Source organism: Streptomyces vulcanius (genome assembly GCF_042653945.1).
GTDB classification, from domain to species: domain Bacteria; phylum Actinomycetota; class Actinomycetes; order Streptomycetales; family Streptomycetaceae; genus Streptomyces; species Streptomyces mangrovi.
The window spans coordinates 102,844-127,471 of the sequence record NZ_JBHSFK010000009.1 but is presented as its reverse complement, the minus strand read 5'-3'; the positions used below and the strand labels follow the sequence as shown (position 1 = coordinate 127,471).

Annotated in this window: 24 protein-coding genes; 12 read left to right on the top strand and 12 right to left on the bottom strand. The window is 72.6% G+C overall.

What is annotated here, in order from left to right; genetic code table 11:
* The first annotated feature begins 112 nt into the window (after positions 1-112).
* Positions 113-1,621, top strand: coding sequence for a DNA-binding protein NsdB (locus ACFPIH_RS15925; protein WP_381172502.1), 1,509 nt, complete (start codon positions 113-115; stop codon positions 1,619-1,621).
* A gap of 54 nt (positions 1,622-1,675) precedes the next feature.
* Here the strand turns inward: ACFPIH_RS15925 and ACFPIH_RS15920 are convergent, their stop codons facing one another.
* Positions 1,676-3,073 carry a PP2C family protein-serine/threonine phosphatase gene (locus ACFPIH_RS15920; protein ID WP_381172504.1) on the bottom strand — a complete coding sequence of 466 codons (1,398 nt, stop codon included), beginning with the start codon at positions 3,071-3,073 and terminating at the stop codon, positions 1,676-1,678.
* A 360-nt stretch (positions 3,074-3,433) separates the two neighbouring features.
* Here ACFPIH_RS15920 and ACFPIH_RS15915 point away from each other — a divergent pair, with 360 nt between their 5' ends.
* A complete protein-coding gene (locus ACFPIH_RS15915; RefSeq protein ID WP_381172506.1) occupies positions 3,434-3,847 on the top strand; it encodes an SsgA family sporulation/cell division regulator in 414 nt (137 codons plus the stop codon).
* Positions 3,848-3,863: 16 nt separating this feature from the next.
* On the opposite strand, the gene ACFPIH_RS15910 is transcribed toward ACFPIH_RS15915, so the two are convergent.
* Positions 3,864-4,883 (bottom strand): Gfo/Idh/MocA family protein, encoded by a 1,020-nt coding sequence (locus ACFPIH_RS15910; protein WP_381172509.1) that lies wholly within the window; start codon positions 4,881-4,883, stop codon positions 3,864-3,866.
* 125 nt (positions 4,884-5,008) lie between these two features.
* On the opposite strand from ACFPIH_RS15910, the gene ACFPIH_RS15905 reads away from it, so the two are divergent.
* Entirely contained in the window at positions 5,009-5,794 is a 786-nt protein-coding gene (locus tag ACFPIH_RS15905; RefSeq protein ID WP_381172511.1) for an alpha/beta fold hydrolase, read from the top strand.
* On the opposite strand, the gene ACFPIH_RS15900 is transcribed toward ACFPIH_RS15905, so the two are convergent.
* Both ACFPIH_RS15900 and ACFPIH_RS15895 read right to left on the bottom strand, forming a co-directional pair.
* Entirely contained in the window at positions 5,787-7,247 is a 1,461-nt protein-coding gene (locus tag ACFPIH_RS15900) for a glutamate synthase-related protein (protein WP_381172513.1), read from the bottom strand. The two genes, ACFPIH_RS15905 and ACFPIH_RS15900, sit on opposite strands and share 8 nt — an antisense overlap.
* Complete coding sequence (locus ACFPIH_RS15895; protein WP_381172515.1) at positions 7,248-8,858, bottom strand: alpha/beta hydrolase; 1,611 nt, start codon at positions 8,856-8,858, stop codon at positions 7,248-7,250.
* Positions 8,859-9,140: 282 nt separating this feature from the next.
* Here ACFPIH_RS15895 and ACFPIH_RS15890 point away from each other — a divergent pair, with 282 nt between their 5' ends.
* Positions 9,141-9,830: a chaplin gene (locus ACFPIH_RS15890; RefSeq protein WP_381172517.1), complete on the top strand. Its 690-nt coding sequence runs from the start codon at positions 9,141-9,143 to the stop codon at positions 9,828-9,830.
* Between the two features lie 769 nt (positions 9,831-10,599).
* Here ACFPIH_RS15890 and ACFPIH_RS15885 read toward each other — a convergent pair.
* A complete protein-coding gene (locus ACFPIH_RS15885) occupies positions 10,600-11,076 on the bottom strand; it encodes a nucleoside deaminase (RefSeq protein ID WP_381172519.1) in 477 nt (158 codons plus the stop codon).
* 93 nt (positions 11,077-11,169) lie between these two features.
* Between ACFPIH_RS15885 and ACFPIH_RS15880 the strand changes: the two genes are divergently transcribed.
* Positions 11,170-11,946, top strand: coding sequence for a GNAT family N-acetyltransferase (locus tag ACFPIH_RS15880; RefSeq protein WP_381172521.1), 777 nt, complete (start codon positions 11,170-11,172; stop codon positions 11,944-11,946).
* A 490-nt stretch (positions 11,947-12,436) separates the two neighbouring features.
* On the opposite strand, the gene ACFPIH_RS15875 is transcribed toward ACFPIH_RS15880, so the two are convergent.
* Positions 12,437-12,700, bottom strand: coding sequence for a GlsB/YeaQ/YmgE family stress response membrane protein (locus ACFPIH_RS15875; RefSeq protein ID WP_381172524.1), 264 nt, complete (start codon positions 12,698-12,700; stop codon positions 12,437-12,439).
* Between the two features lie 255 nt (positions 12,701-12,955).
* Between ACFPIH_RS15875 and ACFPIH_RS15870 the strand changes: the two genes are divergently transcribed.
* Complete coding sequence (locus ACFPIH_RS15870; protein WP_381172526.1) at positions 12,956-14,413, top strand: hydrolase; 1,458 nt, start codon at positions 12,956-12,958, stop codon at positions 14,411-14,413.
* Between the two features lie 27 nt (positions 14,414-14,440).
* Here ACFPIH_RS15870 and ACFPIH_RS15865 read toward each other — a convergent pair whose 3' ends face one another.
* Positions 14,441-15,040, bottom strand: coding sequence for a GNAT family N-acetyltransferase (locus tag ACFPIH_RS15865; RefSeq protein WP_381172528.1), 600 nt, complete (start codon positions 15,038-15,040; stop codon positions 14,441-14,443).
* Positions 15,041-15,126: 86 nt separating this feature from the next.
* Between ACFPIH_RS15865 and ACFPIH_RS15860 the strand changes: the two genes are divergently transcribed.
* Complete coding sequence (locus ACFPIH_RS15860; protein ID WP_381172531.1) at positions 15,127-15,903, top strand: ArsR/SmtB family transcription factor; 777 nt, start codon at positions 15,127-15,129, stop codon at positions 15,901-15,903.
* A 79-nt stretch (positions 15,904-15,982) separates the two neighbouring features.
* Here ACFPIH_RS15860 and ACFPIH_RS15855 read toward each other — a convergent pair whose 3' ends face one another.
* The gene (locus ACFPIH_RS15855) at positions 15,983-16,423 is read right to left on the bottom strand and encodes an SPW repeat protein (RefSeq protein WP_381172534.1); all 441 of its coding nucleotides are present in this window, start codon (positions 16,421-16,423) and stop codon (positions 15,983-15,985) included.
* Between the two features lie 132 nt (positions 16,424-16,555).
* Positions 16,556-17,152: a sigma-70 family RNA polymerase sigma factor gene (locus ACFPIH_RS15850; RefSeq protein WP_381172537.1), complete on the bottom strand. Its 597-nt coding sequence runs from the start codon at positions 17,150-17,152 to the stop codon at positions 16,556-16,558.
* Positions 17,153-17,220: 68 nt separating this feature from the next.
* Between ACFPIH_RS15850 and ACFPIH_RS15845 the strand changes: the two genes are divergently transcribed.
* Positions 17,221-18,258 carry a MerR family transcriptional regulator gene (locus ACFPIH_RS15845; protein WP_381172539.1) on the top strand — a complete coding sequence of 346 codons (1,038 nt, stop codon included), beginning with the start codon at positions 17,221-17,223 and terminating at the stop codon, positions 18,256-18,258.
* A gap of 44 nt (positions 18,259-18,302) precedes the next feature.
* Here ACFPIH_RS15845 and ACFPIH_RS15840 read toward each other — a convergent pair whose 3' ends face one another.
* Positions 18,303-19,676 carry a cryptochrome/photolyase family protein gene (locus ACFPIH_RS15840; RefSeq protein ID WP_381172542.1) on the bottom strand — a complete coding sequence of 458 codons (1,374 nt, stop codon included), beginning with the start codon at positions 19,674-19,676 and terminating at the stop codon, positions 18,303-18,305.
* An 85-nt stretch (positions 19,677-19,761) separates the two neighbouring features.
* The gene (locus ACFPIH_RS15835) at positions 19,762-21,279 is read right to left on the bottom strand and encodes an SDR family oxidoreductase (RefSeq protein ID WP_381172545.1); all 1,518 of its coding nucleotides are present in this window, start codon (positions 21,277-21,279) and stop codon (positions 19,762-19,764) included.
* 152 nt (positions 21,280-21,431) lie between these two features.
* On the opposite strand from ACFPIH_RS15835, the gene ACFPIH_RS15830 reads away from it, so the two are divergent.
* Positions 21,432-21,599 carry a hypothetical protein gene (locus ACFPIH_RS15830; protein ID WP_381172547.1) on the top strand — a complete coding sequence of 56 codons (168 nt, stop codon included), beginning with the start codon at positions 21,432-21,434 and terminating at the stop codon, positions 21,597-21,599.
* A 36-nt stretch (positions 21,600-21,635) separates the two neighbouring features.
* Here ACFPIH_RS15830 and ACFPIH_RS15825 read toward each other — a convergent pair whose 3' ends face one another.
* Complete coding sequence (locus ACFPIH_RS15825) at positions 21,636-22,538, bottom strand: LysR family transcriptional regulator (RefSeq protein ID WP_381172550.1); 903 nt, start codon at positions 22,536-22,538, stop codon at positions 21,636-21,638.
* A 138-nt stretch (positions 22,539-22,676) separates the two neighbouring features.
* Between ACFPIH_RS15825 and ACFPIH_RS15820 the strand changes: the two genes are divergently transcribed.
* The 3 genes from ACFPIH_RS15820 to ssuE all read left to right on the top strand — a co-directional run bounded on the left by ACFPIH_RS15820 (position 22,677) and on the right by ssuE (position 24,628).
* Complete coding sequence (locus ACFPIH_RS15820; protein WP_350760414.1) at positions 22,677-22,760, top strand: putative leader peptide; 84 nt, start codon at positions 22,677-22,679, stop codon at positions 22,758-22,760.
* Positions 22,761-22,879: 119 nt separating this feature from the next.
* Complete coding sequence (gene sfnG / locus ACFPIH_RS15815) at positions 22,880-23,986, top strand: dimethylsulfone monooxygenase SfnG (protein WP_381172552.1); 1,107 nt, start codon at positions 22,880-22,882, stop codon at positions 23,984-23,986.
* A gap of 87 nt (positions 23,987-24,073) precedes the next feature.
* Positions 24,074-24,628 carry an NADPH-dependent FMN reductase gene (gene ssuE, locus ACFPIH_RS15810; RefSeq protein ID WP_381172555.1) on the top strand — a complete coding sequence of 185 codons (555 nt, stop codon included), beginning with the start codon at positions 24,074-24,076 and terminating at the stop codon, positions 24,626-24,628.

Here is a 24,628-nt window from a genome sequence, read left to right as displayed (position 1 = left end):
CCCATGGCCCACTGGCACACCATCTGGCGGACCCTGGCGAACCCTGGCGAATAGTCGCTCGGCAACTTCCACCGGGCTACTGTCAACTCAGCCGAGAACCTGGGGGCTTGACGTGAGCGGACAACCCAACACCCGCCTTGCGGACCTGTTCGGCCTGGCCGGCTGGTCCAAGGGTGAACTCGCGAGGCTGGTCAACCGGCAGGCGGCGGCCATGGGCCACCCCCAGCTGTCGACCGACACCTCCCGGGTGCGGCGGTGGATCGACATGGGAGAGATCCCGCGCGATCCGGTGCCGCGGGTGCTGGCGGCCCTGTTCACCGAGCGTCTCGGCCGTGTCGTGACCATTGAGGACCTCGGTCTGGTCCGGCACGGGCGTACGGGGAAACGGTCGGGCGGGACATCGGGACATCCCGAGCATCCCGACGGCGTGCCATGGGCGCCCGAACGGACTGCTGCGGTCCTCACCGAATTCACGGGAATGGACCTCATGCTCAACCGACGCGGTTTGGTGAGCGCGGGTGTCGCGCTCACGGCGGGATCCGCACTCAGCAGTGCCATGTACGAGTGGCTGCACACCGATCCGACCCTCTCCGCCGACGCTCCCGTCATCGACGACCCCCTCCTCCACCATGCCGACCCCGCCGGGTTCGACCGCTACGAGGCCGCCCCCATCGGGACGGAGGAGATCGAGGAACTGGAGCGCTCGGTCGAGGTGTTCCGAGCCTGGGACGCGGCCCGCGGGGGCGGGCTGCAGCGCAAGGCCGTGGTGGGACAGCTCAACGAAGTGGGCGGCATGCTCGCCTACCATCAATCCGGCCATCTCCAGCGGCGCCTGTGGGGCGTCGCCGCCAACCTGGCCGTCCTCGCGGGCTGGATGTCGCACGACGTCGGCCTGGAGCCCACGGCCCAGAAGTACTTCGTCATCGCCGCCCATGCCGCCCGGGAGGGCGGTGACCGGCCGCGGGCCGGTGAGGCGCTGTCCCGGGCGGCCCGTCAGATGGTCCATCTGGGCCGCCCCGACGAGGCCCTCGACCTGATGAAACTCGCCCAGTCGGGAGCCGGTGACAACGTGCTGCCGCGCACCCGGGCGATGTTCCACACCATCGAGGCCTGGGCACAGGCGTCCATGGGCAAGGGCCAGGCCATGCGCCGCACCCTCGGCCAGGCGGAGGACCTGTTCGTCTCCGAGAAGGGCGAGATGGAACCGCCGCCCTGGATGCAGACCTTCAAGGACGAGGATCTGTACGGCATGCAGGCCCTGGCCTACCGCACACTGGCCGAGTTCGAGCCGCAGGCGGCCGTGCACGCCCAGTACTACGCGGAGAAGGCCCTGGCGCTGCGCGTCGACGGACGGGAGCGGTCCAAGATCTTCGACCATCTCTCCATGGCCTCGGCCTGCTTCATCGCCGACGATCCCGAACAGGCGGACCGGTACGCCCGGCTGGCCCTGGTGTCGATGGGCTCCAACTCCTCCCGGCGCACCTGGGACCGGCTGCGCGAGATGTACCGGCTCACGGCGGAGTACGCCGGCTACCCCAGCATCAGCGAACTGCGCGAGCAGATCCGCCTGGCGCTGCCCCGTACGAAGGGGGGACGAGGCGGCAACGCCGCCCAGGCGTGAGTGAGTTGAGCGTTCCAGTCAGCTGAGCCGAGCAAACCGGGCAAGCCGGGTCGGTCACGGGGTGACCCGGGCGATCAGCACACAGGCGTCGTCGTCCCGCTCGGTCCCGCCGAACTCCGCCACGACCGTGCGTACGCAGTCCTGTGCGGTGTGCGCCCGGTGGAGGCGGGGACCGAGGCCGAGGAGCCGGTGTATGCCGTCGTCGGAGTCGTCGGGCACCAGCGCGTCGGTGTGCAGCAGGAGCAGGTCGCCCGCTTGGAGGGTCTCCTCGGCCTGTCCGTAGACGGCGCCCGAGGTGGCGCCCAGCAGCACCCCGTCGGGTGCGTCCAGCCGGCGCCCCGTCCCGTCGCGGAAGAGCAGCGGGGCGGGGTGCCCGGCCTGCGCCCAGCTGAGGGTGCGGTCGTCGGGCCGGTACTGGCAGCAGAGCGCGCCGGCCAGGGCCGGTCGGTCGGTGTCGTCGAGTAACCGGTTGAGCCAGGACAGGAGTTGGGCGGGCCGGGTGCCGGCCATCGCCATGCCCCGCAGGGCGCCGAGCAGCATCGCCATGGTGGAGGTGACGGCGGGGCCGTGCCCGGTGAGGCCGCCCACGCTGAGCAGCGTCCGGCCGTCGGGGAGTCCGAGCGCGTCGTACCAGTCGCCGCCGATGAGCGAGCTCGTCGACGCGGGCAGGTAGCGGGCGGCGATGTCGAGGCGGCGCGGGCCCTGGTGCGGGAGCCGCAGGGCGCCGTGCCCGGAGGGAAGCACGGCTTCCTGCAGCTCGACCGCGAGCCGGTGCTCGGTCTGCGCGCGGTGCCGCTGGCGCTGCAGCGAGTCCCGCCGCTCACGCACCTCCCGCTGGCTGCTGCGCAGTTCGCTGACGTCCCGCAGCACGGCCCACATCGATGCGGTGCCGCCGTCGGCGTCGAGCACGGGCTCGCCCATCATGTGCACGGTCCGCGCCTCGCCGTCGGGCCGTACGACGCGGAACTCGCCGTCGATCGGCCGGGCGTCGACCAGACAGTCCGTGACCATCGCCGTCAGCGCGGGCCGGTCCTCCTCGAGGACGAACGACGGCAGTTCGTCGAGGGTGAGCGGGGGAGCGGCCGGGTCACGGCCGAGGATCCGGTAGAGCTCCTCGGACCAGACGGCGCCGTCCGTCAGCAGATCCCACTCCGCGGTGCCCACCCGGCTGAGCAGCGCCCCCCTGCGGTGCGTCGCCGGTGCGGCCGGGGCCGTCGGCGGGCCGTCCCGCAGTTGGGCCAAGTGGGCGTCGAGATCGTCGAGTTGATGCAGCGCCAGGTCGTACAGCGCGCGCTGCCAGCGGCCCTGCGGATCCGCTGTGTCCCCCTGCGCGTCCCGTCGTACGGCGTCCACGTCGCCCTTGAGCCGTCGCGCCTGCGTGATCAGCGCGTCGACCGGGCCGCGCCCCGGCGGCTCGGCGACGGGGTGATCCGCGGAGAGGTGGGACGACATGACGCACTCCGATGGGGGGCGGTCCGACGAAACGGTCCGGCGATAGGGACGGAAGGGCCGTTACGACTGTGGCACAGCCCGCGACGGTGTGTAAGGGATTTGGCAACACACGATTCGGTGGTGCCGTAGGCATATGCCAGAGTCTCCCGGGAGGCTGGGCAGGGGTGCTGGTAGTGGTGGGGCCAGGGGATCAAGTCGTACGTGACGTACGTGACTTGAGGGACCTGTGAGGGGTACGGGAGGCCCTCAGTTCGGGTGTTCGACGGCCGTTTGTTCCCCTGTTCGGTGTCCGTGACGGACGTCACAATAATTGCTCTCGAAATCGCGTAATGCGAAGGGCCCCGATGAAGTCCTAAGAGCATGGACATCACCCTCGAACAGCCGGTGCGCGCCCGCCTGATCACCGCGGAGGACCAGGAGCTGCCGGTACCGGCCACGCTCCGCTACGCCTCCTCCGACCCGTTCGCCGTGCACGTCGACTTCCCGCCCGAGGTCTCCCTCGCGGGCGAAGGCGCCACCTGGACCTTCGGGCGCGCCCTCCTCGATGAGGGGCTGCGCGGCCCGGCCGGCGGCGGTGACGTGCACATCTGGCCCTGCGGCCGGGCCCGCACCGTGCTGGAGCTGCACTCGCCGCTCGGCATGGCCCTGCTCCAGTTCGACACGAACGCCCTGCGGCGCTTCCTGGTCCGCAGCTACGCGGTGGTCGCGGCCGGCCGGGAGGACGTGGGAGCGGCGGTCGACGAGGGGCTTCAGGCCCTGCTCGGCAATGTCTGAGCCCTCTCGGGACACCTCAGTTCCCGGCGTACAGCTCCGGACGCGGGGCGAGGCCGACCGCCGTGCGCGCCCCGCTCTCCAGCGCGCGGACCCCGGCCTCGGCGACCGCGGAGGCCGCGTAGCCGTCCCAGGCGGTCGGTCCGGTGACCCGCCCCTGGCGGGTGGCGTCGACCCACGACTGCACCTCGCGGTCGTAGGCGTCCACGAACCGGACCAGGTAGTCCTGCGGCACCTCAGCCGCGGCGGCTCCCCGCGCGCTCACCAGCATCCCGTGGTCGTCGCCGATACGCGCGCTGCCCGCCTCGCACACGGCCTCGCAGCGCACCTGGTAGCCGAAGCCGCAGTTGACGAAGACCTCCACGTCGACCAGTGCGCCCCCGTCGGTCTCGAAGAGCACGAACTGCGGGTCCGACAGACCCTCCGGAGCACCGGCGGACGGGCGCGGGCGCAGCACGGTGACCGCTGTCAGCTCCTGGCCGAGCAGCCAGCGGGCCGCGTCGATCTCGTGCGACACCGAACTGTCGATCAGCATCGCGCTGGTGAAGTCCTTCGGCGAGGACACGTTGCGGTGCACGCAGTGCAGCATCAACGGCCGTCCCAGCCGCCCCTCGTCCAGCAGCGCCTTCAGCCTGCGGTACCCGTCGTCGTAGCGCCGCATGAACCCGATCTGCGCCAGCCGCCGGCCCAGCCGCGCCTCCGCCTCGACCACGCGCAGAGCGCCCGCCGAGTCCGGCACCATCGGCTTCTCGCACAGCACCGGCAGCCCCCGGGCGAGCGCCGCGAGCAGCGCCTCCTCGTGCGCCGGACCCGGCGAGGCGATCAGCACCGCCCGCACACCGGGCGCGTCCAGCGCGGCCTCCGTCTCCGTGTGCACCGAGGCCCCCGCGATCCCGGCGACGGCCTCCTCGGCGCGCGCCACGTCCGGATCGGCCACGGCGGCGACGCGGGCCCCGCTCACCACGCGGTCGAGACGCCGTACGTGGTCGGCCCCCATGTGCCCGGCCCCCAGCACCGCCACCCCCAGCAGATCACCCACGCGCCCGCTCCCTCCCGCCCGACGATCATGTCGTAGCGTACGCCGGGCCCCAGGACGGTGACGGCGGCCCCCGAGGCCGGTTACCGTACGCGTCAGTAACCGGGACCGCACCGCAGGAGGCACCCATGCCGCAGCTCGAAGTCGACGGCGCGAGCCTGGCGTACGACGACGAGGGACCGCGCGACGGAGGCGCGGTGCCCCTGGTGTTCGTGCACGGCTGGACCGCGAACCGGCGCCGCTGGGACCACCAGATCGCCCACTTCTCCGGGCGGCGGCGCGTGATCCGGCTCGACCTGCGCGGACACGGCGAGAGCGGCGGCGCGGGCGTGCGGACGGTCGAGGAGCTGGCGAAGGACCTCCTCGCCGTGCTCGACCAGCTGAAGATCGAGCGGTGCGTGCTGGTCGGCCACTCGATGGGCGGCATGATCGCGCAGACCGTCGCCCTCTCCCACCCCGACCGCGTCGAGCGGATGGTCCTGGTGGGCTCCATCGCCCGGATGACCTTCAGCCGGGGCCGGGGCCTGCTCATGGCCGCCTCCACCCTCGTCCCCTTCAAGCTGTTCGTCGCCACCAACATCCAGCGCGCCTTCGCCCCCGGCCACCCGAAGGACGAGATCCGCGCGTACATCAGGTCCTCCGCCGACACCCCGCGCGAGGTCGTCATGACGCTGTACGGCGCCATGCGCGCCTTCGACGTCCTGGACCGGGTCGGCGAGATCCGCACGCCCACCCTGATGGTCCACGGCTACTACGACGTCCAGCTCCCCGTCGGGCAGATGCTGCGCATGGCCAAGGCGTACCCGGACGCCACCGTGCGCATCCTGGACGCCGGCCACGAGCTGCCGGTGGAGAAGCCGGCCGAACTGACGGCGGCGATCGAGGCGTTCGTGAACCAGAGCTCTCCTAGCTGAAGGAGTCAGGGTCGGCCGCCGCCCAGTCCGCCGCCCACGAGCGGGGCGGTCCGGCCCGTAGCTCGCCCGGTTCCAGCCACTCGTACAACTCGGCGTAGGAACGGACCCTCGTCGCGTCCGTACGGCGCACCAGATGCCCGGGGCCGAGCAGGCCCGGTTCCGTCACGCCCAGCGCCGCCATGATCCGGACGGCGCCGCGGACCGTGTCCCGCTGGTAGCGGTGGACGCGCCGGGACTTGTCGCCCACATGCAGGGCCCGCGTCCGCAGCGGGTCCTGGGTGGCGATCCCGGCCGGACAGGTGCCGGTGTGGCAGCGCCCGGCCCCGACGCAGCCCAGGGCGCGCAACATCGCGCGGCCCGCGTTGGTGTAATCGGCGCCCTGGGCAAGCCGTTCGACGATGTCCGCGCCCGTGGCGACCCGCCCGCTCGCCCCGATCCGGATCCGGTCCCGCAGCCCGGTGCCGACGAGCGCGTTGTGCACGCCGATCAGCCCCTCGGTGAGCGGCAGGCCCAGCCGGGCGGTGTACTCCGGCGGTGCCCCGGTCCCGCCCTCCGCACCGTCCACCACCACGAAGTCGGGCGTCACGCCCTCCGCGAGCATCGCCTTGCAGACGGCGAGGAACTCCCTGCGCGACCCCACGCACAGCTTGAAGCCGGTCGGCTTGCCGCCCGCCAGCTCCCGCAACCGGCCGATGAACAGCACCAGTTCACGCGGAGTCGAGAACACCCGGTGACACGGCGGCGACACCACCGTCTCCCCTTCCCGGACCGCCCGGACCCGCGCGACCTCCGCGTTCACCTTGGCCCCCGGCAGGATCCCGCCGCTGCCCGGCAGCGCGCCCTGCGAGAGCTTCAGCGACACACAGCGCACCTCGGGCAGCGCCGCCTTGTCCGCGAACTCCCGGGCGTCGAAGTCCCCTTCGGAGGTACGGCAGCCGAAGTACCCCGAGCCGATCTCCCAGATGAGATCACCGCCGCCGCGCAGGTGATGGTCCGTCAGCCCGCCCTCTCCGGTGTCGTGCGCGAAACGGCCCAGCGCCGCACCCCGGTTGAGGGCGAGGACCGCGTTCGGGGACAGCGCCCCGAAGCTCAGTGCCGACACGTTCAGCAGCGCCATGTCGTACGGCAGAGCGCAGTCGGGCCCGCCCACCCGCACCCTCGGCTCCGCCTCGGCCGGCTCGACCGGGCCCATCGACGGGACAAGGAACTCGTCGCCGTCCTCGCCGTCCTCATGCAGCTCAGCGACGTGGGCCCGATACATCAGCCGGCCCACCAGGGGATGCCCGCGCGGGACCGGACGCCGGCGCTGGAACAGGTCCCACAGACCCGCCGCGGTCAGCGCGAGCAGCACCGCCGCCGCGCCCCACCACCATGCCGACGCCCCGACGCACGACACGACCACCGCCCCGACCGCGCACAGGGCCACCAGCAGCAGGGGCGCGTACCGGCGCACTCAGCCGTCGTCCCCGTCGGTGTACGGCCCGCAGGAACTCCCGTCGGGCGGCAGGGAGCCGTACAGCAGGAAGTCGTCGACCTTGCGGTGCACGCACTTGGAGGATCCGTAGCCGGTGTGGCCGTCGCCCTTGTTGTCGAGCACCACGGCGGGGGAGCCGAGCCGCTCGGCCGTCTCCACGGTCCATCGGTACGGCGTCGCCGGGTCGCCGCGGGTGCCCACCAGCAGCATCTTCGGCGTGTCGAGGTCCTTCACCTTGTCGCGGATGAAGTCGGTGCCCCTCGGGCGGCCGTAGCACAGCAGGACCTCGGACAGCCGGTACCGGCCGAAGACCGGGGACGCCTCGTCGTAGGCGGCGCGCAGCCGCTTCAGGTCCGCGGTGATCCGCTCGGCGGTGGGCCGGTCGGGATCGTCGGCGCAGTTGACGGCCATCAGCGCGGCCGGGAGGTTGTCGAGGGGCACGTCCTCGGCGTCGACCAGCGCACCCGGGGAGGGCTCGCCGCCCTGTGCCGTCGGCTTGCGCACCGGGAGGGCCAGGCCGCCGGTGGCGAAGGCCACGACCCCGCTGGTGTCGCCGCTCTCGACGAGCTGGGCCAGCGCCCGCTCCAGCGACGGCCACAGCTCCTTGCCGTACAGCCCCTGCCCGAGGGCGGCGACCAGGTCCTGACCGGTGAAGTCGGGACCGTAGTCGGACGGCACCGGATCCTCGTCGAGCGAGCGCACCAGCCGTACGACCTCCTCGCGGCCCGCGCGCGGATCCTGCCCGAACGGACACGCGATGTCCTTGGCGCACCAGGCGACGAAGTCGTCCAACGCCACCTGCTGCCCCCGGGCGCCCGCGATGCCCTGCTCCGCCACCGGCTCGGTGAGGGTGTCGACGCCGTCCAGGACCATCCGGCCCACCTTGTCGGGGAAGCGGGCCGCGTAGACCGCGCCGAGCCGGGTGCCGTAGGAGAAGCCGAGGTAGTTGAGCTTCTTGTCGCCGAGGGCCTGGCGCATCACCTCCAGATCCTGTGCCGCGTCGACCGTGCCGATGTGCGGCAGCACGGGACCGGAGTGCCGGACACAGTCGGCGGCGGCCTTCCTGAGCTGCTTCAGCAGCCCGGCCGGGTCGGCGTGCGCCGATTCGTCGTCCAGGTTGCCGAGGCCCTCGTTCTCCCCGTCCCCGCAGCTGACCGGCGAGGACCGGCCGACGCCCCGGGGGTCGAAGGAGACCACGTCGTAGCCGTCGGTGAGATCCATGAACTCCTTGCCGCCGTAGGCGAGCCCCGGAACGCCCGCGCCGCCCGGGCCGCCGAAGTTCAGCAGCACCGAGCCCCGCTTCTTGCCCGTGGCGCGGTAGCGGGCGAGCGCCAGTTCGAGCGAGCCGGAGGCGGGGTGCGCGTAGTCGAGCGGGACGGTCACCTTTCCGCACTGGAGGTCCTCGGGCAGGCCGTCACCCTCGCACCGGGACCAGGCGACCTTCTGTTCGTAGAACCGGGACAGGTCAGGGTCCCCGTCCCCGGCCGCGGCTGACGCCGTCGGCAGGCCGGTGCCCAGCAGGGTCAGTGCGGCGCCCGTGACGAGCGCGCGACGGCGGCGCCCGGGCCGCCTCGACAGCATGGCCAGCATCAGTGCCTCCAGGGACGCCCCGCAGCGGACCGGAAAACGGCGCCTCCGGTCACGATAAGCGGCCACCGCACACCCCGCCTCCGGACGGCCGGGAGCCTCCCGGAACCCTGGCCCGAACCACTTTCCGGGGGTGCGGGACCGTTCGACGGGGTGTCCCTCGATGGGGTGAATAGGTAATTACGCATAACTCGACCGGTTCGCCCGCGTTTTATCCGGTGCGGGTGAGTGCCCGTTATCCGGCGCGGGTGAGTGCTCGCGACCATGTCTGGAAGGCAGGGACCCATGAGACGGGCTACCCGAAACGGTGTGATCGCTGTAGCAGCCGCCTCCGGCGCGATGGCCGTCGCGACGATGCCGGCGTTCGCCGACTCCACCGCGGCCGGGACGGCGGCAGGCTCGCCCGGTCTGCTCTCCGGAAACGGCATCCAGCTGCCGGTCCACCTTCCGGTCAACCTGTGCGGTGACACGGTGAACGTGGTGGGCGCGCTGAACCCCGCCTTCGGCAACGGTTGCGCGAACCGGGGCGGCGGCTCCCAGGCCGCGTCGGCCACGGGAGCGTCCGCGCAGGGCGACACCGCCCACTCGCCCGGCGTCGTCTCCGGCAACGGCGTCAAGCTGCCGGTCGACCTCCCGGTGAACGTCAGCGGCAACAGCGTGAACGTCGTCGGCGTCGCGAACCCGGCATTCGGCAACGAGTCCGCGAACACGCCGGGCGAGGAGCAGCCCCCGCCCGTCGCGCCGAAGCCGCCGGCCAAGCAGACACCGGTTCCCGAGCCCGAGGCGCAGCGACCGGGCCCCGGCCCGAAGACCACGCTGCCCGCCGTCGCCCCCCAGGCCCCGGCGCCCCACGCGGGCTCCTCCCTCGCCCACACGGGCAGCGACGCGACCCTGCCCACCCTCGCGGGCAGCATGGCGCTGGTCCTGGGCGGAGCCCTGCTCTACCGCAGGTGCCGCCCACGCCCGGAGAACTGACCCGCTGTTGCTGAGCGCCACCGCGGGGCCCGGCCGACGGCGTGCACCGTCACCGCGGGGCCCGGCCGACGGCGGGCATCGCCACCGCGGGGCCCGGCCGACGGCGGGCATCGCCACCGCGGGGCCCGGCCGACGGCGGGCATCGCCACCGCGGGGCCCGGCTGCCACACGGACCCGCTACCGGCGTGGATCCGACGCGGGAGTGGACCCGCCGCTGGTACGGACCCGCTGCCGCGCGGACCCGCGGTGGGAGTGGACCCGCCGCCACGGACCCGCCGCCACGGACCCGCCGTCGGCACGGACCCGCCGCTGGCACGGGCCCGTCGGTCTTCGGCGGACGCGGACTGCGGGCGTGTACCGCAAGGCCCCGCCACTGCACGGCCGCCCTGCCGCCGCGCGGACCCGCCGGTCTCCGGTGGACGCGGGCTGCGACGCGCGCGGGCTGCGGGCGTGCGCGGGTGAGCCGTCGCCGCGGCGGGTTCGGGGGTGTCGCGGCAGGGCGAGGGCCCGTGACCCGGCCAGGTGCGTGAGCAGCCGCCGCGGCGGCTCGTGGGCTGCGGGCGGGTGAGGGCTTGCGCTCCCGCCCGGTCGAGCCGTCGTCGTGTGGGTCGTAGGTCCGCAGGCGGACAGGGAAGCCCGAGGCCGGGACACCGCTGCGGGGCGGTCTGTGGAGGCACGGGCGGAGGGGGCCGCGGTCCCGCTCGGAGCAGCCGGCGTGTCTGGAGTCGGAGCGTTCCCGGTGGCGATTCGCGGCGGGAGCTTGCCGCGCTCAGGCCGAGTGGAAGCGTCGGTGCAGTGCCCGTACCTCCTCGGTCAGTTCCGGTACCGGTCCTTCCACGACCACCCCGGGGGCGACCTCCTGGACCGGCAGCGCGCGCACCGGTGGTGCCGGTACTCCCCACTCGCCGAGCCACGTCGTGAGCTGCTCGGACGAGGCGACGTACACGATCCGGCCGAGGCCCACCCAGGCGTGGGCCGCCGCGCACATCGGGCAGTGCTCGCCCGAGGTGTAGACCGTGGCCGCCGACCGCTCCTCCGGGGACAGCCGGGCCGCCGACCAGCGGGCCAGCTCGAACTCGGGGTGCCTGGTGCGGTCGCCGGAGGCCACCCGGTTGTGGTCCTCGGCGAGCACCGTGCCGTCCGCGCCGACCAGTACGGAGCCGAACGGCTCGTCCCCGACCCGCAGCGCCTCGGCGGCGAGTTCCACACAACGGCGCAGGTGGGCGAGTTCGGCGTGTTCGACCATGATGTACGGCTCCTGTGGCGGTCGTCGTCGTGGAGTGACGGCGCCCAGCGTAAACGCGTTGTGGCCACAGCGCCGGAGTGCTGAAGTGTGCGCATGGATCATGCCGAGACACTCGCCCTGTACGACCGGGAGATGCGCGAAGGCGCCCGCCCGGAGAGTCCCGACGCCCGGGTCGAACGCACCGGGGGCGTGGTCCGTCACGTCGGCGGCGAGGGCGGCTGGCACGGCGTCCTGTGGTCGGACCTGGACGCCGAGGGCGCCGACGCCGCGATCGCCGAACAGGTCGCCTACTTCAGCGGTCTCGGCCGCGAGTTCGAGTGGAAGCACCACGGGCACGACTGGCCGGTCGACCTGGGGCAACGGCTCACGGACGCCGGGTTCACGGCCGAGCCGACGGAGACCCTGATGATCGGCGAGACGAGCGACCAGCTCGTCGACGCCGTGCCCCCGGAGGGCGTCCGGATCGTCTCCGTCACCGACCCGGCGGGCGTCGAGCTCATGGTCGAGGCGAACGAGAAGGCCTTCGACCGCGACGGCTCGGTGCTGCGGGACCTGGTACTGGCCCGGCTGGCCGCCGACCCGGACTCGATCGTCGCCCTGGTCGCGCTCGCCGGGGACGAACCGGTGAGTTCGGCCCGCATGGAGCTGATCCCCGGCACCCGGTTCGCCGGCCTGTGGGGCGGCGGCACCGCGGAGGCCTGGCGCGGCCGGGGCATCTATCGCGCGCTGATCGCCCACCGCGCCCGCATCGCCGCCGAGCGCGGCTACCACTACCTCCAGGTCGACGCGTCCGACCAGAGCCGGCCCATCCTGGAGCGCCTCGGCTTCGCGCCCCTGACGACGACCACGCCGTACATCTACACGCCGTAGCACTTCCGGCGACCTCGGCCACCCCGCCGAACGGGGTCGCCGCACGTCGCCCGGGCTCGACGCCGCACGAACCCTCCACCCGCGAACCCGGCCTGGGCCGGCCCGACCAGTCTCGGTCAGCCGCCCGGGATCCGTGCTGTGGGCCCGTCCGGTGCGCATGGCCCGTCCCGTGTCACCGCCCGCCGGCCGACCGCTCGGCGTCGCCGCTCCCGCGGTCAGACGCCGAGGGCGCGGCGCGGCTCGTGTCCCTGGCCCGTCCCGTGTCACCGCCCGCCGGCTGGCCGCTCCCACGGTCCGGCGCCGCAGGCGCGACCCGTCCCGTGTCTCCGGGCTGCCCGTGACCCCGCCCGTCGCTGACCGCTCGGCGTCGGCCGCTGCCAAGGCTCGGCGCCGTGGGCCCGGACAGGCCCATACCCATGGCCCGTCCGGGATCCCGTGCCGCAGGCCCGGCCCGGCCAGCCCCGTGACCGTGCCCCGCCCGGATCCCCGCTCAGCGTCGGCCCCTACTGCGGTCCAGTGCCGTCACCCCCACCCCCGCCAGGGCGATCTGGATCAGCCACTCGACCCAGTCGACGCCGTTGGTGTCGGCCACGCCCAGGGCCGAGGCGATCCCCGAACCGATCAGCGCGGCCACGATGCCGACCACGATCGTCCACAGCACGCCGATGCGCTGACGGCCCGGTATCACGAGCCGGCCCAGAACACCGATGACGATGCCGATGAAGATGGCACTGATGATGCCGTCGATCTCCATCTCCGCCCCTCCTTCGCGAGGCCCCGTTGGGCCTCGTTGGAGTGCTTGTGCCCGGTGCGGGACGGGGCAGTCCGTTCCGCACCGGCTGCTGACGTTTTTGCGCACGTTATTGCCCGCGCTTGATGTTCACAGGGCAGCAATGCCATGTACCTTTCAATCGATCCACGCGTGTAGAACCCTTCTCTGCGAGGTCTACGCGCGCAGACAAGCCGCCGCACCCGCCCCTCTCCCCACCCCCTCACGGAGGTTCGCCGGATGCTCGGATCACAGAGATCCCGTCGCAAGGTCACCACGCTCCTGGCCGGCCTCGGGCTGCTCGTCACAGGAGCCGCCCTCCAGGTCTCCACCGGCGCCGCGCCCGCCCTCGCGGCCACCCCCCACCGCATCCTGTTCGACGACGGCCACGCCGAAGAGGCCGGAAACGCCGACTGGATCGTCTCGACCAGCAAGCCCGACCCGCTCTCGCAGGACTCCTCCCCGTCCTCGGAGACGGACTGGACCGGCGCGCTCTCGGCATGGGGCGTCGCCCTGCAGAAGACCGGCGACTACAGCCTCAAGACCGCCACGAGCGCCCTCACCTACGGCGGCTCGTCGTCGACCGACCTGTCGAACTTCGACACGCTGGTCCTGCCGGAGCCCAACACGCTGTTCACCACCGCCGAGAAGACGGCGATCATGAACTTCGTGAAGAACGGCGGCGGCCTGTTCATGGTCTCCGACCACACCGGCGCCGACCGCAACAACGACGGCGAGGACGCCGTCGAGATCCTCAACGACCTGATGACGAACAACAGCGTCGACTCCACCGACCCGTTCGGCTTCTCGATCGACTCCCTCAGCATCAGCTCCGGCTACCCGGCCGCGATCAGCGACAGCACCGACCCGGTGCTGCACGGCTCCTTCGGCACCGTCACCAAGAGCCTCATCGCCAGCGGCACCACCGCCACTCTCAAGCCCGCCGACAACTCCTCCGTCAAGGGCCTGCTCTACCGCAGCGGTTACTCCGGGAACACCGGCGCCTTCTTCGCCACCAGCACCTTCGGCAGCGGCCGGGTCGCCTTCTGGGGCGACAGCTCGCCCATCGACGACGGCACCGGCCAGTCCGGCAACACGCTCTACGACGGCTGGAACGACACCGGCGCCACCAACGCCGCACTCGCCCTGAACGCCACCGAGTGGCTCTCCGGCGCGAGCGGCAGCGACGACGGCGGTGACGACGGGGGCGACGACGGCGGCACCTGCACCGCAGCCCAGCTCCTCGGCAACAACGGCTTCGAGTCCGGCGCCGCCACCTGGAGCGCCAGCAGCGGCGTCATCACCAACTCCAGCAGCCAGTCGGCGCGTTCGGGCTCGTACTACGCCTGGCTCGACGGCTACGGCACCGCGACCACCGACACGCTCTCCCAGTCGGTGACCATCCCGTCCGACTGCACCGCCGCCGCCCTCAGCTTCTATCTCCACATCGACACGGCGGAGACCACCACCAGCATGGCCTACGACACCCTCAAGGTCCAGGTCCTCAACAGCTCCGGCACCGTCCTGAGCACCCTGGTGACCTACTCGAACCTGAACGCCGCCAGCGGCTACACCCAGCGCTCCTTCAGCCTCGCGAGCTACGCGGGCCAGACGGTGACGCTCAAGTTCACCGGCACGGAGGGCTCCACCCTCCAGACGTCGTTCGTCATCGACGACACCGCGCTCAACGTCAGTTGACGCAAGAGTGACGGCCGGGGTGGCGTTCTAGCCCCGGCCGTCGCCGTTCGCCCGGACCCGGAGCGACCAGACGCGCAGCAGGGCCTCCCGCCGCTCCGAACGCCGCGGCACGGGCGGATCGTCGCTCAGCGTGAAGCCGGCCGTCCGCGCCACTCCCTCGCTCGCCGCGTTCCCCTCCTCGATGCACAACACCACACGCCGGGGCCGCAGTTCGCGTACGGCATGCTCCGCGAGCAGCCGCACCGCCCGCCCGGCGAGCCCCTGCCCGCGGTGCTCGGGGCCAACGCCGTAGGCGAGTTCGGCGTCCCGCCCGTCCGACGGGCTGCGGAACAGCAGCACTTCGCCCTTGGGCCGTACGCCGTCCGTCGTGATCGCGAGCTGCACCTTCTGCCCGTCGTCCCGTCCCGTCCGTGCCCTGTCGAGGTAGGCGCGTGCCGCCCCGGCGTCGAAGGGGGAGGCCACCGGGGTCCAGCGGGCGATCTCCGGGTCGTCGTACAGGGTGACCAGGTCGCCCATGTCGTCGTCCGTCCACTCGCGCAGGGTGATCCCGTGGCCCGTGAGCCGCAGCGGCGGGGGTGGCACGGTCAGACTCCCGTTGATGTCCATGCGGCGATCGTTGATGTCCATGCGGCGATCCTGCCCGCCGACGCCGGATTGACATGCAGGTAATTGCCTGCATAACGTCGAGTGTGCGATCGGAGGACGTCTCAGGGATGGACAAGGTCTTCAAGGCGCTGGCGGACGACACGCGCCGACGGCTGCTGGACCGGCTGCACGAGCGCGGCGGGCAGACGCTGGGCGAGCTGGTCGCGTGCGTCGACATGGCGCGGCAGTCCGTGACGCAGCACCTGGCCGTCCTGGAGGCCGCCAACCTGGTCGTCACGGTGCGGCGCGGACGGGAGAAGCTGCACTACCTGAACCCGGTCTCGCTCCACGAGATACAGGAGCGGTGGATCGACAAGTTCGAGCGCCCGCGGCTGCGCGTGCTCTCCGACGTCAAGCGACGAGCCGAGGAAGCCATGGAAGCCATGACCGAGCAGCCCACATTCGTCTACGTCACCTACATCGCCAGCACGCCCGAGAAGGTCTGGGACGCCCTCACCGACGCCGACCTCACGGCCGTCTACTGGGGACACAGCAACGTGTCCGACTGGCGGCCGGGCTCCCGCTGGGAACATGTGCGCGTCGACGGCTCCGGGATCGCCGACGTCGTCGGCACGGTCGAGGTGAGCGAGCGTCCGACCCGGCTGGTGACCACCTGGACCGAGCCCGGGAACGAGGGGCGCGAGGACATGTACTCCCGGGTCACCTTCGACATCCGGCCGCACGCCGACATCGTCCGGCTCACCGTCACCCACGAGAACCTGCGCACCGAGCGCGACCTCGCGGACGTGTCCCTGGGCTGGCCGGCGGTGCTGTCGAACCTCAAGTCGCTGCTGGAGACCGGCCGGCCGCTGCCGCAGCAGCCCTGGACGGTGCCGGGAGAGTGAGCGGAGGGCGCGGATGACGCGGGCCGGCCGGCCCGTGGGCGCGGGCCGGCCGTACCGCCTTCCTGGGCGGGTGTGGGGTTCAGGGCTTGGTGGCGCTCCTCGCCGAGTTGAAGGCGCACAGCGCTCCCAGGACGATCGCCAGAGCGCCGATGATGATGTTGTTGACCGCGACACCGGCGTCCGGGCTGTCGCCGACGACCCACGGCGCGATGATCATCCAGATGCCGAGCGCGCACATGGCCCAGCTCAGCCCGTACATCCGGGCCGGAGCGGCGGTGAAGCCGAGGGCCAGCAGACCGATGGCGATGCCGACGATCAGGTTGTGTGTCATGAGGGCGGGCTGACTGGTGGTGTAGTGGAGGATCCACGGGGACACGGCGCAGTACAGACCGAGCAGGAACACCGGTCCGTCCACGAGCGCCACATCACGGCCGCCGAGCATGCGGTCGTACCGTGCCCGCATCTCGGAAACATCGGGGTGGGTCGACATGTCACCACGGCTGGGCGAGACGTTGGCCATGGTTCGTCTCCTTCGACTTGCAGGCCTGACCGCGTCTGGTGCGGTGTGCGGTGAGCGCCGCGCATCTGTCATTCTGCGCTTATTCGGCCTTTATGTGTAGAGGTAGAAGGTAATGCCCGGGCAGGAACATGGTCAGCGGAACACCGACGGTTCCAGGCGGACCCGCAGTCGCCGCAGGCCCCGCCGGGCGTGGCTCTTGACCGTGCCCAGCGGCCAGCCGGTGCGCTCCGCGATCTGGGTCTGGGTGAGGTCCTCGTAGAAGGTGAGCCGCAGCACCCGCTGCTGCGGCGCGGGGAGCCGGGCGAGTTCGCCGTGGACCAGGACGCGGTCGAGGACGGCGGACTCCGGGTGGCCGTGGCCGGCCTCCGCGAGCCTGGCACCGGCGGCGGCGAGCAGGTGCGTGCGCCGGGCCCGCGCGGCGAGTGCGTCGGCGATCCGGCGCCGGGTGATGCCCACGATCCAGCCGCCGAGCGAGCCCCGCTCGGACCGGTAGCCCGCGCGGCCCCGCCACACCCCCAGGAACACCTGCTGGGTGACGTCCTCGGCCTCCCGCGCGTCCCCCAGGGAGCGCCGGGCCAGCGCGTGCACCAGCGCCGACCAGCGGCGGTATGCGGCGGCCAGACACGCCTCGTCGCCCGCCACCAGGCCCCGGGCGAGCTCCGCGTCCCCGAGCGGCTCGTCGACACGGGCGCGGGCGGAACGGACGGCGGGGGAGGGCTGAGTGCTCATGCGATCATCCTGTGAGCCGTGCGAGCGACCCTTCAACACGCGTCGTTTCTGCATCGTATTGTCCTGGCATGAGCAAGTCCGCAGCCCCCGACGACCCCGCCCTGACCACCGGCGCCCTGGCCCGCCGCCTCGGCGTGGCGCCCACCACCCTGCGCTCCTGGGACCGCCGTTACGGCATCGGACCCGCCGTGCGCGACGACGGCCGGCACCGCCGCTGGCGGCCCGCCGACGTGGCCGTACTGGAGGCGATGTGCCGGCTGACCTCGGCCGGGGTGCCGCCTGCCGAGGCCGCCCGCGCCGCGAGAGAGGGCGCTGCCGGACCCGTGCGCGTGGTGCAGGGTCGGTCCGGCGCGCTGCCGCTCGGCGGTGACGTCCGCCAGGAGTGCCGGGGGCTGGCCCGGGCCGCCGTACGACTGGACGCGCCGGCCGTGGCCGGACAGCTGACCGCGGCCGTCGAACGGCATGGACTGACCACCGCCTGGCAGGAGGTGATGGCGCCGACGCTGCACGCCGTGGGCCGCAAGTGGGCCTCGTCCGGGGACCGTTACGTGGAGGTCGAGCACCTGCTGTCCTGGCACGTCTCCACCACCCTGAGGTGCGCCACCCGCCCCGCCGCGACAGGAGAAACCGCGCCGGGAGCAACCGCGCCGGGAGCAACCGCGCCGGGAGACGCCGTGCCGTGGGACACCGTGCCGGGAGACAACACGCCATCGGACACCGCCGACGGGCCGGGGCCGGTGGTGCTGGCCTGTGTGCCGGGCGAGCAGCACACTCTGGCGCTGGAGGCGCTCAACGCGGGGCTCAGCCGGGCGGGTGTCCCCACCCGGATGTTCGGCGCGGCGGTGCCCGCCGAAGCGCTGACCGCGGCCGTGCGGCGGCTGGGCCCGGCCGCCGTGGTGCTGTGGGCGCAGGCCCGTTCCACCGCGAGCCTGGCTCTCGCCCGGCATGTCGCCGGGACCCGCTGGGGCGTCAGCGGCGCCCGGCGGACCCCGGCCGTCGTGCTCGGCGGCCCCGGCTGGGCCGGCCGCCCGGTACCGGGCCTGCCCCGGCCGACGGGCCTCGGCGACGCACTGGAGACCCTGGCCGGGGTGTACGGCGCCTCCTGACCGTCGCCCTCAGCCCCTGGTTCAGGCGGCGACACCGTTCCGGCTCAGTCCCGTCCGCGCGCTCGCTTGAACCGGGCCAGTCCGTCGGCGAGTTCGACGATCGGGGGCGGGTAGTCGAGCGCCGTGCGGTCCAACTCCCTCAGTTTCCAAGGCTCGTGCACGGCCGGGCCCGGCATGTCCGCCAACTCCGGTACCCAGCGCCGCACATACACCCCCTGCGGGTCGTACCGTTTCGCCTGGGTGACGGGGTTGAGGACCCGGTTCGGCCGGGAGTCGGTGCCGGTGCCCGCCATCCACTGCCAGTTGAGCTGGTTGTTGGCCATGTCCCCGTCGACCAGCAGCTCCAGGAAGTGGCGGGCGCCGATCCGCCAGTCGACATACAGCGTCTTGGCGAGGAAGCTCGCCGTCAGCAGCCGTCCCCGGTTGTGCATCCAGCCCTCCTCGCGCAGCTGCCGCATCGCCGCGTCCACGACCGGGTAGCCGGTACGGCCCGTCGCCCACGCCTCGATGTCGTCCCCGGCTGTCCGCTCCGTACGCCAACGGTCGTGCTTGGTGCGGTAGTCGGCGCTCGCCGCGTCCGGGCGGGCCGCCAGCACCTGACGGTGGAAGTCGCGCCACGCGACCTGCCGTACGAACGCCTCGGCGCCCGGGCCGCCCGCCGCGCGCGCCCGGTGCACCAGCTCGACGGGGGAGAGGGTGCCGAAGTGCAGATGCGGGGAGAGCCGGGAGGTCGCGTCGCCCGCCAGGTCGTCGTGCCGGTCCTCGTACGCCGCGAGACCCGAGCGCAGCCAGGCGGTCAGCCGTTCGCGGCCCGCCGTCTCGCCGCCGGTCGCCAGTCGGGGCGACAGCCCCGACAGCCCCTTGCGCGTGGGCGGTTCCTGCGAACCGACACCCTCCGGAACCGGCACCGTCCGGGGCGCGCCGAGCGTGTCCCGCAGCCGCTCCCGGGACCAGTGGCGGAAGTACGGCGTGAAGACCGCGAAGTGGTCCGAGGAGGCCGGGGCCAGCGCACCGGGATCCACCGCGGTCGTCACCGTGCCGTGCACGTGCAGCCGCACCCCCTCCGCCTCCAGGGCATGCCGCAGCCGCTCCTCGCGGCGCTGGGCGTACGCGCTCACGTCCGCCGCGATGTGCACCTCGTCGGCATCCGCCTCGGCCGCCGTCCGGCACACCTCCGCCACCAGGTCCCCGGACCGCACGATCAGCCGGCCGCCGCGCTCACGGAGCCCCGCGTCGAGATCGCGCAGACAGTCGGCGAGGAACGCGAGGCGGTTCGGTGCCGCGAAGCCCGCCGACTCCACGGCCCGGTCGCGGACGAACAGCGGGACCACCTGCCGCGCTCCGTCCAGCGCCGCGCGGAGCGGGGGATGGTCGTGCAGCCGCAGGTCGGAGGTGAACAGGACGACCGAGACGTTCATGGACGGCTCCGGGGGAGGAGGTGGGGGAGACACACAGGCCATGGACCGCTTCCGGTCGGTGGCGCCCGGCGGATGCGGCACGCGGTCACCGGCTCGGCTCCCGGGCCGCCGCGTCCGCCACCGCCGCCCGCGCGATGTTGCGGGCCATGCCCCCGAACACGGCCGCGTGGAAGGGCGAGACACTCCACCAGTACGCGTGGCCGAGCAGCCCGTGCGGATGGAACAGGGCGCGCTGGCGGAAGCGGGTGCGTCCGGTGTCGTCGGTCTCCGCGTACATCTCCAGCCAGGCGAGGCCCGGCAGCCGCATCTCGGCCCGCAGTCGCAGCAGCCGCCCCGGCTCGATCTCCTCCACCCGCCAGAAGTCCAGCGAGTCGCCCACCCGCAGCCGCGCCGCGTCCCGGCGTCCACGGCGCAGGCCCACCCCGCCCACCAGCCGGTCCAGCCACCCCCGGACGGCCCAGGCGAGCGGGAACGAGTACCAGCCGTTGTCCCCGCCGATGCCCTCGATCACCCGCCACAGCGAGTCGCGCGGCGCGTCCACACCCAGCTCGCGGCGGTCCGTGTAGAGGCTGCCGCCCGCCCAGCCGGGGTCGGTGGGCAGCGGATCGCTGGGCGCCCCGGGCAGGGAGGCCGACGACCAGCGGGTGCTGACCTGCGTGTCGCGCACCTTCCGCAGGGCCAGCCGGACCGCCTCGTCGAAGCCCACCGGATGACCGGGCGGATCCGGAACGTACCGCGCGATGTCGTGCTCGCGGCAGACCACCTCGTGCCGCAGCGACTCGGTGAGCGGCCGCGCGATGGCGGCCGGAACGGGCGTCACCAGCCCCACCCAGTGGCTGGACAGACCCGGCGACAGCACCGGAACCGGCAGGATCAGCCGGCGCGGCAGCCCCGCGACGGCGGCGTAGCGGACCATCATCTCGCGGTACGTCAGGACATCGGGTCCGCCGATGTCGAAGGCGCGGCTGACCTCGTACGGCAGCCGCGCGCAGCCGACCAGGGCGCGCAGCACGTCCCGGACCGCCACGGGCTGGATCCGGGTGTGCACCCAGCTCGGGGTCACCATCACCGGGAGGCGCTCGGTGAGGTAACGCAGCATCTCGAACGAGGCCGACCCGGAGCCGATCACGATCGCCGCCCGCAGCACCGCCGCGGGCACGCCGGAGGCCAGCAGGATCCGGCCCACCTCGGCGCGCGAGCGCAGATGCGGGGACAGCTCCCGCTCTGGTACGCCGTACGGGGTGAGGCCGCCCAGGTAGACGAGCCGCCGTACGCCCGCGGCGCGCGCCGACTCCCCGAAGACCCGGGCGGCCCGCCGGTCGGTCTCCTCGAAGTCCTTGCCGGTGCCCAGCGCGTGCACCAGGTAGTACGCGACGTCCACGCCCCGCATGGCCGCCGCGACGGACGCCGGATGGGTGACGTCCCCGCGGACCACCTCGACCGCGCCGGCCCAGGGATGGTCCCGCAGCCGGTCCGGAGAGCGTGCCAGGCAGCGCACCCGCAGGCCCGCCGCCAGCAGCTCCGGGACGAGCCGGCCACCGATGTACCCCGTGGCGCCGGTCACCAGACAGAGCGGCTGCGCGCCGCGATCGTCCTGCGTCATCTCTCCTCGGCCCTTCGCGTAGGTGGTCCCCGTGGATGACTTCCACCCGGAGGGCCGTCACGGATGCGCCGACCGGGTCGGACCAGCGGTGACATGGTCGCGGCGATCCGGGGCAGGCGGACGGTACGACGATTTACGGAGGTGGCGCCGCCATGAGCGCGAAGGTGTTGGAACGGTTCCCCGCGGGGGCGCCCCGCGGATCGTGGCCGGCGGAGGAGTACGCGGCCCGTCGCCGCGCCGAGGGCCTCCCCGCGACCGTGGTCATGGACCTGAGGTCCGACGCCTTCCTCGTGGTGGTCCAGGCGAACGACGAGGAGTGAGGGCCCGGGCCCTCGGGCTCACCAGGAGCGAGGGAGTCAGGCGAAGAGCTCCCGGGCCCTGCGGACGAACTCCTCGTGCAGCTCCCCCGCCGCCTGCGGCACCGACTCCGCCCTGCGCCGCTCCAGCATCAGCAGGACGCGGGTGGAGTCCCCCGCGATCGGCCGGCAGACGAGGGCGCCGGACCGCTCCAGGGGATCCCCGACCACACTGAAGTCCGGCAGGACGGTCGCCCCCAGCCCCTCGGCCACCATCAGCTTGCCCATCTCCGCCCCGTCGGTGGAGTACGCGAACGCCGGATCGCGCCCGCCCAGCAGCCGGTGGACATAGCGGTGCATGACATAGCCCGAGCGCATGCCGATCAGCGGTACGCCGAGCAGGTCGTCCACCGTCACCGAAGGCGCCGCCGCGAGCGGGCTGTCGGCGCGCACGCACACCACCGGACGCCCGCGCAGCAGCTCGGTGGACTCCAGCTCGGCGCGCACGTCGTCGCCTTCCAGATGGTTGACCAGACCGAGGTCGAACCCGCCCTCCAGCAGGGCCCGCCGGATGTCGGTCTGCTGGGCGCCCACCACCTCGACCTGGGTGACGGGATGCGTGGCCCGGAACTCCCGCAGCACCGGGATCAGCAGCGGCACGGTGGCCGCGTTCACCGTGCCCACCCGCACCGTACGGCTGATCCGGTGCTGTTCGCCCGCCGACGCCCGCAGCCGGTCCACCGCCTCCAGCACCCCGATGATGTGCGGGAGCAGCTCCCGGCCCGACGCGCTCATCGTCGCGCCGGACCGCTTGCGCTCCAGCAGGTCCACGCCCAGCTCGCGCTCCAGGTTCCGCACGGTCTCGCTCAACGCGGGCTGTGAGAGCCGTAGTTCCTCGGCGGCCCGGCGCAGTGAACCGACCCGGGTGACCGCCGCGATGTATTCCAACTGTTCCGTCCGCACGTCCTCGACAATGCGGACTCATTCCGCACCCGTTCAAGGGTTTCCCTGTCACACCTTCGTGAAATTCAATGGTCCGCGATACGAGACCGGTCGGGTTTGCCTTGACTGCCTCGACCGGCGGCTGTCACGATCGACGGCATGAAGATGCGACTGGACCTCACGCGGCGACGCCACGTCGACCTCGCGCGCGTCTCCAGCGCCTCCTGTTGCGCCGCGGCCTGATCCCCTTCCGTAGATCCGCCGCGCTCTTCTCTTTTCCCGCCTGAATTCACGGCGCCCGCCCACCTGCGTGCCTCGTGAATTCGGCGTGCCTGAAAACATTTCCGCAACAGGAGTTCCGCATGCCCGCCGCGCCCCTGAAATTCGCCTACTGGGTCCCCAACGTCAGCGGGGGACTCGTCACCAGCAGGATCGAGCAGCGCACCGACTGGGGATACGACTACAACCGCGAACTCGCCGTCCTCGCCGAGAACAACGGCTTCGAGTACGCCCTCAGCCAGGTCCGCTACATGGCCAGTTACGGCGCCGAGTACCAGCACGAGTCGACCAGCTTCAGCCTCGCGCTGCTGCTCGCCACCGAGCGCCTGAAGGTCATCGCCGCCGTCCACCCCGGGCTGTGGCACCCCGGCGTGCTCGCCAAGTTCGGCGCCACCGCCGACCACCTCTCCAGCGGCCGTTTCGCCGTGAACGTAGTGTCGGGCTGGTTCAAGGGCGAGTTCACCGCCCTGGGCGAGCCCTGGCTGGAGCACGACGAGCGCTACCGCCGCTCCGAGGAGTTCATCCGCGCCCTGCGCCAGATCTGGACCGAGGACCACACCGAACTCGCCGGTGACTTCTACCGGTTGCGCGACTTCTCGCTCAAGCCCAAGCCCCTCAACACACCCGAGCGCCCGCACCCGGAGATCTTCCAGGGCGGCAACTCCACCGCGGCGCGCGCCATGGCCGGCCGGGTCTCCGACTGGTACTTCTCCAACGGAAAGGACTTCGACGGAGTCGTCGAGCAGATCAACGACGTACGCAAGTCGGCCGCCGAAGCGGGCCGCAGCGCGCCGAAGTTCGGCCTGAACGGCTTCCTCATCGCCCGCGACACCGAGGCCGAGGCCCGCGACACCCTGCGGGAGATCGTCGCGCAGGCCGACCCCGAGGCCGTCGAGGGCTTCGGTGCCGCCGTGAAGCAGGCCGGCCGCTCCACCGCCGACGGCAAGGGGATGTGGCAGGACTCCACCTTCGAGGACCTGGTCCAGTACAACGACGGCTTCCGCACCGGCCTCATCGGCACCCCCGAGCAGATCGCCGAACGGATCGTCGCCTACAAGCGGCTCGGCGTCGACCTCTTCCTCCTGGGCTTCCTCCACTACCACGAGGAGGTCGAGTACTTCGGCCGGCGCGTCCTGCCGCTGGTGCGCGAGCTGGAGGCCCAGCTGCCCGAGGCCGGCTCGTACTCCTGAAAGTCCTTCTCCCGCTTGAAAGTCCTTCTCCCGTTCTTGAAGCTTCTCGCTCGTTCTGTTCGTGACCGATCCTTCGAAAGAGGACCCATGGCCACCGTCCTGTCCGTCTCCGGCAGCCCCTCCGCCTCCTCCCGCACCGGCCGTCTGCTGCGCCACCTCGACCAGCGGCTGACCGCCCAGGGCCACCGGGTGATCCCGCTCGACGTCCGCACCATCCCGGCCGAGGCCCTGCTCGGCGCGGACTTCCGTCATCCGGCGATCGTCGAGGCCACCGAGCTGTTCGCACGCGCCGACGGCGTCGTCGTCGGCACCCCCGTCTACAAGGCGTCCTATTCCGGGGTCCTGAAGGCGCTGCTCGATCTGCTCCCGCAGTACGCGCTCACCGGGAAGACCGTCCTTCCGCTGGCCACCGGCGGCTCCACCGCCCATGTCCTCGCCATCGACTACGCGTTGCGGCCGGTGCTGAACTCCATGGGCGCCGCGCACATCGTGCAGGGCTGGTTCACCCTCGACAAGGACATCACCGCCCACGAGGACGGCACGCTCACCCTCGCCCCCGCCACCGCCGAGGCGCTCACCCAGATCGTCGACCAGTTCTCGGCCGCCCTCGGGCGCACCCCGCAGTTGGCCGCGGCGAGCTGA